At 54.5% G+C, this 15,070-nt stretch carries 10 protein-coding genes and 2 pseudogenes; 2 read left to right on the forward strand and 10 right to left on the reverse strand.

The window, feature by feature from the left end; translation table 11 throughout:
* Positions 1 to 36: 36 nt before the first annotated feature.
* From B723_RS01035 to B723_RS01050, 5 genes and pseudogenes are all read right to left on the reverse strand, one after another.
* Complete coding sequence (locus B723_RS01035; RefSeq protein ID WP_017340953.1) at positions 37 to 402, reverse strand: histone-like nucleoid-structuring protein, MvaT/MvaU family; 366 nt, start codon at positions 400 to 402, stop codon at positions 37 to 39.
* Positions 403 to 1,652: 1,250 nt separating this feature from the next.
* Positions 1,653 to 1,727: pseudogene (locus tag B723_RS33555) on the reverse strand (dihydrofolate reductase family protein); the annotation flags it as partial.
* A 79-nt stretch (positions 1,728 to 1,806) separates the two neighbouring features.
* Positions 1,807 to 3,744 (reverse strand): LTA synthase family protein, encoded by a 1,938-nt coding sequence (locus B723_RS01040; RefSeq protein ID WP_017340955.1) that lies wholly within the window; start codon positions 3,742 to 3,744, stop codon positions 1,807 to 1,809.
* Positions 3,745 to 4,359: 615 nt separating this feature from the next.
* Positions 4,360 to 4,542, reverse strand: a complete 183-nt coding sequence (locus tag B723_RS01045; protein WP_017340956.1) for a DUF3606 domain-containing protein — start codon at positions 4,540 to 4,542, stop codon at positions 4,360 to 4,362.
* A 360-nt stretch (positions 4,543 to 4,902) separates the two neighbouring features.
* Positions 4,903 to 6,276, reverse strand: a pseudogene (locus B723_RS01050) (transposase).
* A gap of 288 nt (positions 6,277 to 6,564) precedes the next feature.
* Here B723_RS01050 and B723_RS01055 point away from each other — a divergent pair.
* Positions 6,565 to 6,774, forward strand: coding sequence for a DUF3606 domain-containing protein (locus tag B723_RS01055; protein WP_017340959.1), 210 nt, complete (start codon positions 6,565 to 6,567; stop codon positions 6,772 to 6,774).
* Positions 6,775 to 6,855: 81 nt separating this feature from the next.
* On the opposite strand, the gene B723_RS01060 is transcribed toward B723_RS01055, so the two are convergent.
* The 5 genes from B723_RS01060 to hrpB form a co-directional block, all read right to left on the reverse strand.
* Positions 6,856 to 8,211 (reverse strand): ATP-binding protein, encoded by a 1,356-nt coding sequence (locus B723_RS01060; RefSeq protein WP_017340960.1) that lies wholly within the window; start codon positions 8,209 to 8,211, stop codon positions 6,856 to 6,858.
* Entirely contained in the window at positions 8,187 to 8,852 is a 666-nt protein-coding gene (locus B723_RS01065) for a response regulator (protein ID WP_017340961.1), read from the reverse strand. The genes B723_RS01060 and B723_RS01065 overlap by 25 nt, the downstream gene beginning before the upstream one ends.
* Positions 8,853 to 8,954: 102 nt before the next feature.
* Entirely contained in the window at positions 8,955 to 9,389 is a 435-nt protein-coding gene (locus tag B723_RS01070) for a hypothetical protein (protein ID WP_017340962.1), read from the reverse strand.
* A gap of 28 nt (positions 9,390 to 9,417) precedes the next feature.
* Positions 9,418 to 10,182 (reverse strand): membrane protein, encoded by a 765-nt coding sequence (locus B723_RS01075; RefSeq protein ID WP_017340963.1) that lies wholly within the window; start codon positions 10,180 to 10,182, stop codon positions 9,418 to 9,420.
* Between the two features lie 515 nt (positions 10,183 to 10,697).
* Complete coding sequence (hrpB, locus tag B723_RS01080) at positions 10,698 to 13,220, reverse strand: ATP-dependent helicase HrpB (protein WP_017340964.1); 2,523 nt, start codon at positions 13,218 to 13,220, stop codon at positions 10,698 to 10,700.
* A gap of 227 nt (positions 13,221 to 13,447) precedes the next feature.
* Here hrpB and B723_RS01085 point away from each other — a divergent pair, with 227 nt between their 5' ends.
* The gene (locus tag B723_RS01085) at positions 13,448 to 14,626 is read left to right on the forward strand and encodes an RES family NAD+ phosphorylase (RefSeq protein ID WP_017340965.1); all 1,179 of its coding nucleotides are present in this window, start codon (positions 13,448 to 13,450) and stop codon (positions 14,624 to 14,626) included.
* The last annotated feature ends 444 nt before the right edge of the window (positions 14,627 to 15,070 follow it).

Raw genomic sequence — 15,070 nt, forward strand, 5'->3', positions numbered from 1 at the left:
ATGGCCCTCCCGGGCCCTTTTGTACTCCAACCAAACTTACTTGGCGAGCCAAGACTCTACGGTGTCGGAGCCGTATTTCGCTTTCCACTCTTTCAGTGTTTTGTGGTTGCCACCCTTGGTTTCCACCACTTCGCCAGTTTCTGGATTTTTGTAAACCTTCACTTGGCGTGGCTTTCTCGTACCGGATTTTGCCTCGGTAGCTGGTGCGCGACGACCAGCCTTTGGGTCAAGCAAATTGATCACGTTCAGCAGGCTATAGCCGTACTCGGCGAGTAAAGCGCGCAGTTTTGTTTCAAATTCAATTTCTTTCTTCAGGCCAGCATCGCCCTTCAAGGTTTCAAGTGCCTCAAGTTGCTCGGCGAGGTATTTTTCCAACTGACGAAATTCTGCAAGCTTAGACATGGGCAATCTCTATGTAAGTAGTCTCCTAACAGTACACTAAAACAGCGATACACATGAAGTGGCGACAAGAGAATGTTTTAATAATCGCGAATAGGGGGCATTAATGCGATGGCGCCACGTCTGAGACTGACTCGCGGAACGGAGCTGGGTGCGAGGTGTCATTTGTATTATGACACATCAGTGTCGCAATCCTGTTGAGATAGAGAGGTGGTTTTCGTGAACAATATTATCTACATCGTCGGGGTCGTTGTGATCGTCCTAGTTATTCTTTCGTTTGTCGGCCTTGTATAGCCTTAGCTGCTAAGCGCATCACTGAATCATCTGTTTGGTGCTAACAGACCTTGAAGTGCAAAGACGAATTCCCGGAGATGCCGCCGTCAGACGCCCCAAGCGTTGCCACCTGAGATGCGTTCTGGTGGTGCCAGTGCGGTCTAGTACGAGCCAAGCCACGGCACTTGGAATAACAAGGCGTTTCCGACATGTATCCGGCGACACCTGACGGTCGCTACCTTGTAGTCAAAGGAATGCTCTGGCGTTGCAGCAATCCTTTGCTGAATGCGGATGCCAGCACCTCGTAAATGAACTCTTGGCAGCGCGATGGGAGGTATGTGTCGCGACCTGAATTTGTCGTCACTGAAAATGGTCGCGACAGCTCGATGAGTTCGCTAAAACGGGGATTGGAGCAGGTAGCGGCAATACATGATGTGCCTATTCCCTTGGTCTGAATTGCCTGAGCTGATACTCAAGGGAGTCAAAAAGTTGAAGAATCTCGTCGCCAGCGACATCCCGTCCGCACTCGAGACACTTCAATCTAAGTAAATCTTTAAACGAGGCGAACCGATGCACGGCAGGCTGAAGATCAGCGCCGCAATTTGGACACGTCAGCGTACACGGGTCAACTTCTAGCATTACAACCACCGCTCTCTGGTTCGTCTCAGATATTAAACGATATCTGCAGCCTCTAAATTTGAGAAAAATCAACTAGCTGTCCCATCCAGTCACGGAGGGCGGCGCCAGACTGGACCCTATTTTCGCTTGTGACGGTAACACCGTCACCAACCCAGCCGAGATCAATCCTGACCGCGGCTCACTGGCCATTCTCTACCCCTCGCGACGGGAAGAAAACGACCAGTGGACGCAGATTATCCTGGAGCTCCTTTCCAACCCTTCAGAGAAGCTATCCAAGGTTTCGGTTGATGATCGAGGGCGGGGCGCGCCCTTTTATTTGCAGCGGAGCGGTGGTGATCACCCAATCCATCACGCAGGAATGATTGCACCACCTCCCCACCATCGACATAGACCCGACGCATGCCTTGCCTGGCAAGCGGGTCGCCCCAAGCCTGCCGAATCCGGGATCGGGACCATTTTCCACGGTGGTCACGAGCAAGGATGACCAGAGGAGAGTTATTGCTTAGAAGTGTTTGCGCTGCCGGCCCAGTTCAATAAGCGATGGGTGAAACCATAGCTCGCAGCCTGGTAATAGGTAATCGCACGTGCCACTAGAGGGTCGTCGAACTGAACCGTCACTTCATGGCTTGCGCCCAGGGCGTCATCGTGGCGTCGCAACATTGCTCGTGGGCTGAGAATAGCCAGATCCTTACCATCGAACAGACCAAGATGCTGGTAATTGCCTACCAACACGCGGGGTGGCAAGGTAGAAGGCAGAAGCAAGTTACGACCGAAGAATGTCGACTCGTAGTTAAGTTTCAGCAGCCCGAGCAGGGTTGGAGCCAGGTCAATCTGACTGGCCAGTTGACTTTCTTCACGCGCCGGAATGAGCTTTGGCGCATAGATGAACAAAGGGATTTGGTAGTTACGAATCGGAAGATCTTCCTTACCCGCGCTACCAGCGGTGTGGTCAGCGACAAAGACGAAGATAGTGTCGTCGAACCAGGCTTTCTTTCGGGCTGCTTCAAGAAACTTGCCGATTGCATAGTCGGTGTATTTCACAGCGCCGTCACGACCGTCACCGGATGCAATATCTATCCTGCCTTCAGGATAAGTGTATGGACGATGATTGGAAGTGGTCATCAGTTGCAGCAGGAACGGTTTTTGGTTGGCAAAATTCTCGTCTGCCAGCTTCAGCGTTTGCTGGTAGAGGTCTTCATCAGACATACCCCAGGCATTTTTGAACTGGATCTCAGCTTCATCGACACTGCTTTGATCGACGACCCGATAACCATTTCCGCTGAAGAACGCATTCATGTTGTCAAAGTAGCCACGGCCGCCATACACAAACACGCTGTCGTAACCGACGTGATTCAGCTGTTGGCCCAGGCTGGCGAAACCACTTTCACGGCCAACCCGTTTGACAATAGAGCGTCCCGGCGTCGGCGGGATAGACAACGTAATAGCCTCCAAGCCGCGATCCGTCCTGGTGCCAGTGGCATAGAAGTTGTTGAAGTACAGACTCTCTTTACGCAGTTGATCGAGGTTGGGCGTCAGGTTACCGGGGTCCCCATTGCTGCCCATGTACTTGGCGCTGAAGCTTTCGATAGTCACCAAAATAATATTATGTCGCTGGGTCTTATCGTTCTGGGTCACGATTCGACGGACATCGAGCGAATCCTTACCGATGAACTGCACATCGCCTTCCGCCAACTCTTGGTGGATGTTCTTGCCAACTACGTCATTCGGCAAGGTGCCGTAGAACTGATCGTAGTCCAGCTCGTTATTGCGAAATGCGGCAAAGAACTGGTAGGGACCATTGCTGGCCAGCTCATGCTGATAGGTGTTGCCGCCCTTGCCACGTGGAGTGTCTTGGTCAACGACCAACAGAACGACAGCACTCAAAGCGAAAATCACTGCGATACTCAGGAAGCGCTGGCGCCAGGAAGGCAACGGCGCACCAATCACCCGCTGCAGAGGTTTGTGCAGAGCAATACAAATGACAACCGCGATCACCGCCAGTCCGCTAAGCAATTTGCCGATTGGGTAGGACTCCAGAATGTTGTTCAACACCTCGTCGGAGTACACCAGATAATCCACGGCAATAAAATTGAAGCGTACGCCGAACTCGTCCCAAAACAGCCACTCAGCCACGGCAGTAAATAGCATGACGAAAACGCTGAGCGTCAATAGCCCCTGTAAAAACCAGCGATGCCCACGTGAACGCCACAGCGACGGCGGGCACAGCAGCACATACAGGCTAATGGGTAGTGCGGCGTATAGTAAAAAGCTCAGGTCGTATAAAACACCGATACCAAAGATCGACGCAAATGCAGTACCCGCCTCTGAAAGGTGAGTGGCGAGTAACACCAGGCGGGTGAGGAAAAAAATCACTAGCCAAAGGCCGGTAATCATCAGTAGGAAACGCAGCGGGGCGGAAGCGGGCAAACGCATTAAAAACTCCTTGTTGTGCTCCCCTCCAGAGTGGAAATTGTTGTGCCGATGGATCGGCAAGTCATAAGCATCAGGACATTCCTGTCTCCGAATGCACTGAGTTACGACTCATTGGAGGGGAATTGAACCTATCCGATGTATCAGCAAAATTTCGTGAAAGCGGATTGCTGCTCTCACGTGCAATCAGGTGGTGTAATGAGCGAATGACTGCTCTTGGCCGAGGCTGTGTAAAAACGATTTAGTGCAGTGTTGAGATACAGAACCAGAACAAAAATCGCGTTCCTACGCAAAATTCAGATCTGCTGATCAACCAAGGACACTCAGAATTTACATAGCAACGCAGACTTTAAAACGGTGTCTGCGTTTTTACACAGCCTGGGCCGAAAGCTGTCGGTCGAAAATTTCCGCCTTCGGCCGAGGCTGTGTGAAAACGTTTTTCAGCGCGACAGGTACTAAAAAACGGACTGCAAATAGCGCTTCTACGCGAAATCAACATCTGCTGACGGGCCGATAAATTTCAGATTTAACGTAGAAGCGCACACTTCAATTTTGGAAAAGCGTTTTTACACACTCTGGGCCAAAAGCGGACTTTCGGATTGGCGTATTGCTGCAGCATCAGCACATTATAAGTGCAAGATGTCGCTCGACTGCAGCTAGAGAATCTCCTGCCTCCTTGACAGCTAATCGGATCTCATCTCTCGAGCAACCAAACTTCTTAGCCCAGTACTTGAGCTCCGTGCTATCCGTGACATTGATTATTATTGCGTTGTTGCCGCTGGTATCTTTTGGCTTTTTCATCAGGCTCTCCTTTGCGCGGTGATGATCTGGATCAAGGTTAGTCGGTTCCAACAGATCTTGCCTAGTTTCTCAGTTGCGCACACTGCTGGAACCTACCTAGGTAGCAATGTTCACCCGGCCGCGCTGGCGTACAAAGCCGAAGCTGGTGCATCGCTCAGAGAATCACTGATGAGGACGCTGCCTGACAGACAGCTATTGACCGATTCTGTTGAAAAAGTCGGATTTTCAAATGGCTTGAACTCAGGCACGACCACCACCGGAGAACCTACTCACCACATTGAGTGGTTTTTCGGCCCTTCGGTGACCTTTGCTGCTCTGCTATTGGGTTAATTTGAGGTTTTTTGCTTAGTGCAGGCGCACCTATCCCGTGACTGGTGGCCCTTGAGATGAAAATTTGGCCAGCCGTCGCAGGTTCTGCACCGCAGCGGCCAGAGTGAACTCATCCGTCGCGCCACTCATGCCACGTAGCCGCAGGCGATCCAATTTCAGGATGCGCTTGAGGTGGGCAAACAACATTTCGACCTTTTTACGTTCGTGGCGAGAGCGCTGATATGCCGGCGTTGCGGCAATGCGCCGAGCCACATCGCGAGCGGCTTCATGGACGCTGCGAGCGATCTTGCGAATCGAAGTGTTCGGGCAGCACCTGGCTTTCATCGGACATGTCGCGCAGTCGGTCTGTCTGGATCGGAAGATGACGGTGTTGGCTTTGGTGACGTGCGAACGCTCGTTCTTGAAGGCTCGCCATTCGCTGCGCAATGGGTTGCCGGCTGGGCAGCGGTATTCCTAGGCCTCTTCATTCCAGTGGAAATCGTTACTCGAAAAGCTGTCGTTCTTGCGCTCAGTTTTGTCCCACACCGGCACATGCGGCTCGATGTCTTTTTCCTCCACCATCCAGGCCAGCATCGGCGCGGTACCGTAAGCGGTGTCGCCAATGAGGCGTTCCGGCTTGATGTCGAACTGCACTTCGACCCGATCGATCATCGTCTTGGTGCTCTCGACTTCTGCGGTTCGATGAGCCGGTGTGGGTTCCACATCCATGATCACGCCGTGCTCGGTATCGATCAGATAATTCGTGGAGTAAGCGTAGAAAGCAGGGCCGCCTGGAGCAGCCGTCCAGCGGGCCTGAGGATCCGTCAGCGACAGGCGTTTCGGTAGCGTTTCGGCCAAAGCCTCCTCATCGAGGCCTTCAAGGTACTCACGCACGGCGCGAGTGCTCAGGGCCGGATCGCTCCAGTTGATCTGTTCATCACCCGGTACGCCGCGCTGCCGACTCGCATCCGCCTTGATGATGCTGGCGTCCACGGCAAAGCCTTCACCTTTGACCAAGCCTGCGTCCATGCAACGACGCAGCACTTCATTGAACAACCAGCGAAACAGATCGCTGTCCCGAAAACGGCCGTGTCTATTTTTGGAAAAGGTCGAGTGGTTGGGGACTTCATCTTCAAGGCTTAACCGGCAGAACCAGCGATACGCCAGGTTCAAATGGGCCTCTTCGCACAGCCGCCGCTCTGAGCGAATGCCGTAGCAATAGCCCACGATCAGCATGCGGATCATCAGTTCAGGATCAATCGACGGACGCCCGATAGGGCTATAGAAATCGGCGAGGTAATGGCGCAGGTCACTCAGATCGAGACACTGATCAATGCTGCGCAGAAGATGATTGGCTGGGATGTGATCTTCAAGGTTGAACGAGTAAAACAGTCGCTCCTGCCCACTCGATAACTGTCCCATCATGCTCTGTGATCCCCCGCCGGCCAATGAAGCAATTTTGCCGCAGGTCAAACAGGGGAGCTACTTTTTCAACAGAATCGGCCGGTTAAAGCCCTTCGCGAGAGGCAAAAATCGGCTGTGCAGCCGTTAGACCTGCTAGCACTAATGTCCATCAGAAAGGTCTCGTGCATGCGACGGCCCCAAAAAACCACATAAGAATTCAGTCGAGTTTGCGAATTCTTCCCAAAAACATTGAAACTGCCTCGTTTCGGCTATTTTATTCCTCATACCAAGCGAATTATGGACGAATCTATGCAGCAACGAAATCTCACGCGCGGCTCTGACGAGATCAGAATCAATGTTAACGACACCTTCGAGCTTAAGTATTGGGCAAAAAAATTCGGGGTAACTACGAGCGAGGTCAAATCCGCAGTGAAAGCGGTAGGCGATGCCCTTAGCGCGGTCCATAGTCAACTCGAAAGCAATAAAAAAAATTCCAATGACACATGCTCGACGTGGTGAGTCGTCGATGGGCAGGTTTATTACTCCGAAACTGGTTCAAGGTTATCCAATATCTGGGAAGATCGCGGACGTAGACCAAACCTAAACCACAGGTCGATACAATCGTACTGTGACTCGCAATCCTTTTTGGCTTAGTTCATCTAAAAAATTGAGCGTGACACTTGCATCATTACGACTGGCTATCGTGCTGACAATAGATAAACCCAGCCCTGAGCCGGCTTCACCGGTGCCCAGGCTGCGGTAAAACGGGTCGAACACCAGCTCCTGCTCTTCGGCGCTGATGCCCGGGCCCGAGTCCTTGATCTCGATGAGCACGCCCTGCTCCGCCGGCTCGACACTCAAGTCGACCCGACCGCCCGCTGGGGTATAGCGGATGGCGTTGTCCACCAGGTTCTTGACCAGGATGAAGAGGTCCAGCTCGTTGATGACGACCTGAACGTCCTCGACGCTTTCCACTCCAATATCAATGCCCTTGTTTTCGGCCAGTGGCAGAAGGTCTTCCAGCACGCGGCGAAACAACGCGTGCACCGAAACCGCCGTCTCGGCTCGTTGCGTGACTGATTGTGCGGCGGCTAGGGCCAGTAGTTGTTCGATGAGTTTGCGGCTGCGCTCGATGCCCTGAGCCAAGGGCGCAAAGCTTTGCCGGGCTGCCTCCGACATGGGTGCGGACGACAAACGTTCCGCTTGCAGGGATAGCGCAGTCATCGGCGAACGCAGTTCATGGGCGGCATCGGCGATAAACCGCCGTTGCGCTTCCATGGCCTGCGCGACGCGCTTGAGCAACCGATTAATCGCCACGACGAAGGGCCGGATTTCGCTCGGCAAGTGCTGTTCATCGACAGGATGCAGCGCCTGCTGATCGCGCTGATCGATCTCCGCCGAGAGCGTCGCGATGGGACGGAACAGCTTGCGCACCAGGTCCCCCACCATCAACAGCAGCACCGGGAACAGAATGAAAAACGGCAGCAGTCTGCGCCAGGCGCTTTCCCGCGCTTCCTTGTCGCGCACGTCGGCCTCTTGCGCGACCACGATGCGCTCGCCTGCCGAGGTGGTTCTGACCAGCGCGCGAAAGTTTTCACCGGCTATGTTCAGCGTCGACAAGCCATCGGCCAGGGTCACGGGAAATGGCAACGGAATGCTGGCGTCGTCATTGCCGGTCGCTTTGGCGCTATCAGATAGGTACTGCACGATGATCCTCGACTCTTCGTCGTCGCCAACGATCCGTTCGGCGCCGGGATAGCGCAGGGTCATGTGCTGGCGGTCGAACAGCACCGCCACCTGACGCAAGCTTTCGTCCTGCATTTCATGCGTTTCGTCGAGTGCCGAGATGAACGCGAACGCACCGGCCAGCAAGGCGACGATGAGAATGGCCAGTGACAGCGTGACGGAAAGCCGTGACTGCACCGAGTCGCTCAAACGCCTTTTGAAACCATCCATCCCATCCCCCTGACGTTCTTGATGACATGGTTACCCAGTTTTCGCCGCAACGCGTGAATCAAGAACTCCACCGCGTTGCTTTCCACTTCGTCGCCCCAGCCGTAAATCTGGTCTTCCAGCTCACTGCGCGAAAGGATGGCCCCCGGGCGGATCAACAGCGCCTGTAACAGCGCGAATTCTCGACTGGAGAGTTGGACTTCGCTGATGTCGGCAGTGGAGGCTTGCTTGGAGGCCAAGTCCAACGACACCTCGCCGTTGTCCAGCAGCGATTGCGCGTTACCACCGCGACGGCGCAATACTGCTCGCATACGCGCCAACAATTCGGCCATGGCGAAGGGTTTGAGCAGGAAGTCATCAGCGCCGCCATCGAGTCCGCGCAGGCGATCATCCAGGCCGTCCCGGGCAGTGATGATCAGCAATGGCACGGGGTTGTTGCGCGCGCGAATGGCATCCAGCACATCGAGCCCGTCCTTGCCCGGGAGACCGAGGTCCAGCAGCACCAGGGCATAGTTCTGTGTGTCCAGCGCCGCCAACGCGGTGAGGCCGTTTTTCACCCAGTCGGTAGCGTAGCTCGCATCCTTGAGCACACCTTCGATGGCATCCCCAATCATCAGGTCATCTTCGACCAGCAGAATACGCATGCACCGCTCCGACATAAAAGGCGCGACGGTCATTGCCATCGCACCTACATTGAAGCACTTGCCCCGGTGTTTGTCCGCCGCCGGTTCCGTGCCGACTTACTGCTACTGGCCTTTCATCGAATCGAAAGCCTTGAGCAGGTCGTCCATGGCCGCCTTGCATTCAGCCTGCTTCGGCGCACTGGCGCGCAGGGCATCGAGTGCGTGGTCAATGCCTTTGTCCAGCACATGCCAGTCAGCGGCGGCCCGGGGTTTGATGCCGGCTTCAGCGGAATCCCAGGAGGTTTCCAGATCCTTGATGCGAGTCTTAGCGCCGGGCAGATCGTTTTTCCCGACGAGCGCTGTGACGTCGGCAGCGATGCTGCGGAACTCGCTCAGATCGCCCAGCTTCGAGCCGGACTGCGCCGGCGCGCTCATGGAGTTGGTCGGCGTGCCGGCACTTAGCTTGTCGGCGGGTTTCGAGCAGCCGGCCAAACTGCCGAGCAGCACCAGAGACGAGATGATCGCGACTTGACGAAAAGCCGTTTGGAAGGAGTGCATATTGATTCCTTGGTGGGTGTCTGAGTGGTTATTGAATGGCGGACCTGCGGATGCCGACGCCGATCTGCGCGACAGCCACCAACAGGACGATGACGGTGAGGAAGATGGCGCTGGTCCAGGCGGCGCCCATACCCAGGCCGCCGTAAGTCTTGGCTTGGGTTAGCAAGTCGCCGAGAGAGGCGCCGAACGGGCGGGTCAGGATATAGGCGATCCAGAAGGTCAGCACCACGTTGCCCCCCAGGCGCCAGGCCAGCAGCGTCGCGGCAATCAGAACGCCAAAAATCAAGGCCCCGACGGTGAACCCCAGTCCCAGCGCTTCCGTGGCCAGGTCCCCGGCGGCGGTTCCCAGGGCAAAGGTGCACAGTACGGTGGACCAGTAGAAAAGTTCGCGCCGCGGCGAGTCTATTTCGCGGATCGACAGGTTGTGTTCCATGCGGAACCAAATTAGGAAATTGAATGCCAACAGCACCGAGAACACCGACGTACTGACGTACAGGCTGATATCGAGCATGTCGGTCATAATGTCGGTGATCTGCGTGCCGACGATGCTCACCAGCACCACGGTCAACCAGTAGATCCAAGGCGAATACGCCGTTTTACGCATTTGCAGAAACAGCGCGCCCCCCAGCAGCAGCGCCATGCCGATGCTGGTCCAGCCTGCGCCGAACCCCGCGTCCACGGCCAGGAAGTCGGCGCCGGTTTCCCCCACGGTGGTCGATAGAATCTTGATCACCCAGAAGGCCAGTGTCACTTCGGGGACTTTGTTAAGCCATCCGGCTTTAGCGGGATTCATGTGCGGGTTACCTCTCCTGAACAGCGCTGAACTTGCGCTGAGGGGAAGATACGCCCCAATACTTAGCTGGGACTGAGGATTCGCTCAATATTAAAGAGCGCGGTAAAAACATTTACCGATCTTCCGACTAAACAAGTCATCTTAAGCACCGACTGTCTGAATCGCCCCTGGTTTCGTAGACACATCCGACTGACCCCTTTTGGCTGTGGATTCAACCGGTCGATGCAAATGAGTGGTCAGTTCGAACACAAACGGCAACGCCCCTAACTCAAGTCTGAAAATTCCCGACCGCTACATTGAGCGCACCGCTGACATGCTTCAGTTCCAATGTCGACGCCTGCAGCGACAGACTCTGCCGCGAGCTTTCCTCTGCTACCTCGCGCACCTTCGTCATACTGTTGTTGACCTCATCCGCACCATACTCTGCTGTTCATCCATGGCTTCGTAGGTGCCGGCTGATTCAATCGCTCATTAAATCCAACACTCAGGGTTTCAAGCGACTACAGCCGGTGAGCCTAGGTTCCTCGCGGCTTAGCCCTAGCAGTGGCTTCCGCGATCAAGGGGTCGTCAGGCCAAAAATGCTTGGGGTACCTCCCCTTCAGGTCTTTCTTCACCTCGTCGTACGTCGACTTCCAGAAATTTGCTAAATCCTGGGTAACTTGCACAGGGCGCCGCGCTGGCGATAACAAATGGAGCTTGAGTACCTGACGTCCGTTGGCAATGCGCGGTGTGTCTGCAAGGCCAAACAACTCTTGGAGTCTCACAGCCAATACGGGAGGCCGCTCGCTGTAGTCGATTCGAACGTTCGATCCAGAAGGCACCCCAATCATCTGAGGTGCCTGTGCCTCAAGTTGCTGCGGCAACGGCCACGGCAAGAGGGTGCGCAGAATTGATGGAAGATCGATCTGCCCAAAGTGGCTGAGCCTGGTTACCTTTGTGATGTAGGGGGTAAGCCACTCCCCTAGAGACTCCAGAAGTACTTGGTCACGAAGATCTGGCCAATCACTTGTGCTCCCCTTCTCCAAATCCAGATCCCGTAGAAGCGCTACACGCGCTTGCCACTGGCGCAACTCTGGAGTCCAAGGCAAGAGTTCAATTCCCTTGCGCCGGATGTAATTGATCAACGCCTGGGCGCGAGCTTCGTCATCAAGGTTTGCCATAGGGGCAGAGGAAAGTACCAACTCCCCGACCTTCAGCTGCCGCTCCGCTCGAAGCACACCTTCTCGCTCATCCCAGTCCAGCTCATCCACCTGACGGACTTGCTCCTTTAGAACGGAGTTGAACAGCTGTTCATCGAAGTCCGCCGCCAAATAAATGCGCTCTTCACGTTGGCCTTGGCGACTACCCAGATCAGCGATCACCAACCAAGAATGCTTCATCAGCACATCGCTTTCGGTAAACATGGCTGCACGGCCGTTGGCGAGACGGTACTCAGCACCACCAGCGCGACGTTGTTGAGCGACACGGTCGGGGTATGCGAGAGCCAATAGAGCTCCCACCCACCGTGGATGTTCAGGATCTATGACCGGGTTGGCAATGGGGTGGCGCAGATAAGAACGGTATTGCTTGGCAAGCTGCCTAGCACGTTGCGCACTGCCTTGCTCGGAACGCTCGGCACGCTGCTCTCCAGAGACAATTGCAAGACGATTGTGGATATCTGCACCGGCACCACGCTGAATATCACGTTCCCCCAGTAGCGCGGCAATATCACATGCAAGCTGTCCAAGGCCCAAAGCATGACCTCGGAGAAGCAGGTGGGCTATGCGCGGATGCGCCGGCAATTCCGCCATAGCTTGTCCATGCTTTGTAAGCTTCCGATCCTCACCCAGAGCCCCCAAGCGAACGAGTAGGTCACAGGCTTGGGAATAGGCAGCTGCAGGCGGAACATCCAACCATTTCAGATCAGGAGGAAGGACACCCCATCTGGATAGTTGCAGAGCTAGTCCAGCGAGGTCAGCCTGCTGTAATTCAGGAGTACCGTAGGCTGGCAGTTGATCGTGCTGAGCCTCCGACCAAAGCCGATAACAAACACCAGGTTCAAGACGACCCGCACGTCCCGCTCGTTGAGTCGCGCTCGCTTTCGATATCCGCTGCGTGTCCAATCTGGTCATCCCGCTACGCGGGTCGAATCGAGGCACACGTTCGAGTCCCGAGTCGATAACTACTCGAACACCCTCGATAGTCACGCTGGTCTCAGCGATGTTGGTAGCCAGCACAACCTTTCGCTTCCCTGCAGGAGGTGGATCAATCGCAGCTCGTTGTGCAGTTAGCTCGAGCTCTCCATGCAAAGGACACAGCAAAACGTCTTCTCGATCTCCCAAGCGATCTTTCAGAGACTGGTGTACTCGTCGTATTTCGGCCTGCCCAGGTAGAAACACCAAGAGACTTCCACCTTGTTCCTCCAAAGCATCCAAGCATGTTGAGACTACACGCTGATCAAGATAATCGCCTGATTGATAAGGAGCTCCCCAGATCGTCGTAACCGCGTACATACGGCCTTCACTGGTGACGATAGGGGCATCGTCGAGCAATCGAGAGAGTCGCTCTCCCTCCAGCGTTGCGGACATTAGCAACACCTTAAGGGGGACATCGTCTCGCAGCATCTCGCGGCAATTGAGCGTCAGTGCCAAGGCCAAATCCGCATCAAGATTGCGAAGATGAAACTCGTCGAAGATAACCAGACCCACGCTTTCAAGTGACGGATCCTCTTGTAACCTGCGAGCAAGAATCCCTTCGGTCACGACCTCGATACGCGTTTTCGGCCCTACTTTGCTGTCCAGGCGGATGCGGTAGCCTACGGTCTCACCAACTCTTTCACCAAGCTCACTCGCCATACGTTCCGCTGCTGCACGGGCAGCGAGACGTCGTGGTTCTAGCATCACGATTGTCTGCTCTTTCAGCCATGCCTCACCAAGGAGAGCAAGGGGCACTCGCGTGGTTTTACCTGCTCCAGGAGGCGCTTGCAGAACGACCTCATTACGATCATTCAAAGCGTTCAAAAGGGCCGGTAGGGCAGCATCGATTGGCAAAGTACTCATGTGGACTCCGAACTGTAGGGAGTCAGTATAAGGTGGTCAGGGAATACGATGCATGGGTGAGCCAGCGATCATGACTTGCGCCGAAGAGTGCAGCAGGTATATGAACTAACATTTCGGGGCGGATAACATTCTCCTTGCCCCTCCCTTTCATGAACTGCGTTTCTATCTCCCAAGCCAGTAAATTTCAGCCTTGATAGTGACGACAGCGTTTTCTAGTGAACGATCCTATGGAACAAATCCCTTTCGATACTGACGATGGCAACACGATGTTCATTTGCCTCGAATGCATAGGGGATCCTATGCTCAAGGGATTCAAATCACTGCCCGAGTTCGAGGTCACCTGTACCGCGTGCAATTGCTCAACTCGGCAAGCTGTTACTCCCGCACGCATTGCGCGTTTCATACGCAAGCACCTACCGACACACTTTTCTGTCGACGCTGGGCTCTACGATGATTATGAGATGTCGCTGGCAGAGGTGGTGAGTAGGGCCATTCGATGCGACAACTTACTCGCCTGCAAAGCCATTGCGCATAAAATGGTCAGCCCCCGCGCGCATGAAGACGACTTCTACTGGAAAGGTCAGGTGTATTGCGTGAAGCGCAATCCCTTTGACGATGCAGAACATGAGCGCTGGTGGATTGTCGGTGACTGGCACGACATTGCTTATGAACTGAGCCATGAACGCCGGTTCTTCAGCGACAAGGCACGCAAGTTCTTTGAGTCACTCCTTCACGAGGCTTTGAGTGCAGAAAAACCGTGCAGCCCTGGAACACCAGCGGTTATCAAAACGCTACTTTCAGGTACCAAGCTTTATCGTGCTCGAATCGCAGCCAATCCAACTGAGGTTCAGCATTTCAAAAGCAACCCTCTGGCAGAGTTGGGTGCACCGCCACTGGATCGCGCAAAAAACAATCGGATGAGCGCCGCAGGCTTTTCATGGATGTACGTGTCACAGGACACCACTACTTGCGTTCGTGAGGTGTTACCCAATCAGGGAGACATGGTCGTGGTGGGAGAGTTTGTGTCCACTACACCGCTGAGGGTCTTTGATCTCAATGCGCTGAGTCATCGACTGAAGCATGCGCCATTAAGCTTGTTTAGCCCTGACTATGAACAGCGCAGCAACCACCGACAGCTGTTGAGGTATCTGCACGACGAGATTGCTCAGCCTATCGAACGCCCTGAAACCGGCTACGTGATGACTCAAGCCTTTGCCGAATACATTCGTTGCTACGCGCCGCATCAGTTTGATGGCATCAGTTTTCGCTCTGTGCAGCATCCCGGCGGGGTCAACTACGCGCTGTTCGCTAAAGACAATGCCGAGCGCGTGCGATCAGCTTACAGCCGTCCGGCATTCGATCTGGTGATAAGCAGCGATTCCGTGACACTGCAAATAGCAGAATGAGTCAGTGCACGGTACCGTGCAGCCTAGTTACACCCTCGGACAAAAGCCGTCGCAATTTTAAGAGTTTCGGCGATCTAGCAGCCAGCTTCAATCAAGGCCCAATTTGCAAATTGGAGAGACTGAGCCTAGTGAAAACTGTCGTTTTTGGCTTTAAATCCCACGCTCATTCAATGCCGAATTAGTCGTTCCCTTTCCGACGCACGCTGCCGCCTTCTAAGCTCAGCTGTGGAGAAATACAATTCGCGAAATGGCACTTTTAATGAGGCACGCCCATGAAGAACTGTACATAAACACAGCCCTCAAATTACTGCTCGCTAAATATGTCAGTATCAGCTAGACCTGCTAATGGCCTTTTGCTAATTTCCAAGTGAATCCAAGGCTACTGGATGAAAGCAGGCGACTGATGCCCCGCATCAGGGTACTTTCGGAGGGTAACGATCAGCA

It is taken from the genome of Pseudomonas fluorescens NCIMB 11764 (genome assembly GCF_000293885.2).
In the GTDB taxonomy this organism is placed as follows: domain Bacteria; phylum Pseudomonadota; class Gammaproteobacteria; order Pseudomonadales; family Pseudomonadaceae; genus Aquipseudomonas; species Aquipseudomonas fluorescens_B.

Bases quoted from the DNA above. Each gene is read 5' to 3' on its own strand.
- B723_RS01040 (WP_017340955.1), bottom strand. From the start codon at position 3,744: ATGCGTTTGCCCGCTTCCGCCCCGCTGCGTTTCCTACTGATGATTACC.
- B723_RS01035 (WP_017340953.1), bottom strand. From the start codon at position 402: ATGTCTAAGCTTGCAGAATTTCGTCAGTTGGAAAAATACCTCGCCGAG.
- B723_RS01075 (WP_017340963.1), bottom strand. From the start codon at position 10,182: ATGAATCCCGCTAAAGCCGGATGGCTTAACAAAGTCCCCGAAGTGACA.
- B723_RS01045 (WP_017340956.1), bottom strand. From the start codon at position 4,542: ATGAAAAAGCCAAAAGATACCAGCGGCAACAACGCAATAATAATCAAT.
- B723_RS01070 (WP_017340962.1), bottom strand. From the start codon at position 9,389: ATGCACTCCTTCCAAACGGCTTTTCGTCAAGTCGCGATCATCTCGTCT.
- B723_RS01055 (WP_017340959.1), top strand. From the start codon at position 6,565: ATGCAGCAACGAAATCTCACGCGCGGCTCTGACGAGATCAGAATCAAT.
- B723_RS01060 (WP_017340960.1), bottom strand. From the start codon at position 8,211: ATGGATGGTTTCAAAAGGCGTTTGAGCGACTCGGTGCAGTCACGGCTT.
- hrpB (WP_017340964.1), bottom strand. From the start codon at position 13,220: ATGAGTACTTTGCCAATCGATGCTGCCCTACCGGCCCTTTTGAACGCT.
- B723_RS01085 (WP_017340965.1), top strand. From the start codon at position 13,448: ATGGAACAAATCCCTTTCGATACTGACGATGGCAACACGATGTTCATT.
- B723_RS01065 (WP_017340961.1), bottom strand. From the start codon at position 8,852: ATGCGTATTCTGCTGGTCGAAGATGACCTGATGATTGGGGATGCCATC.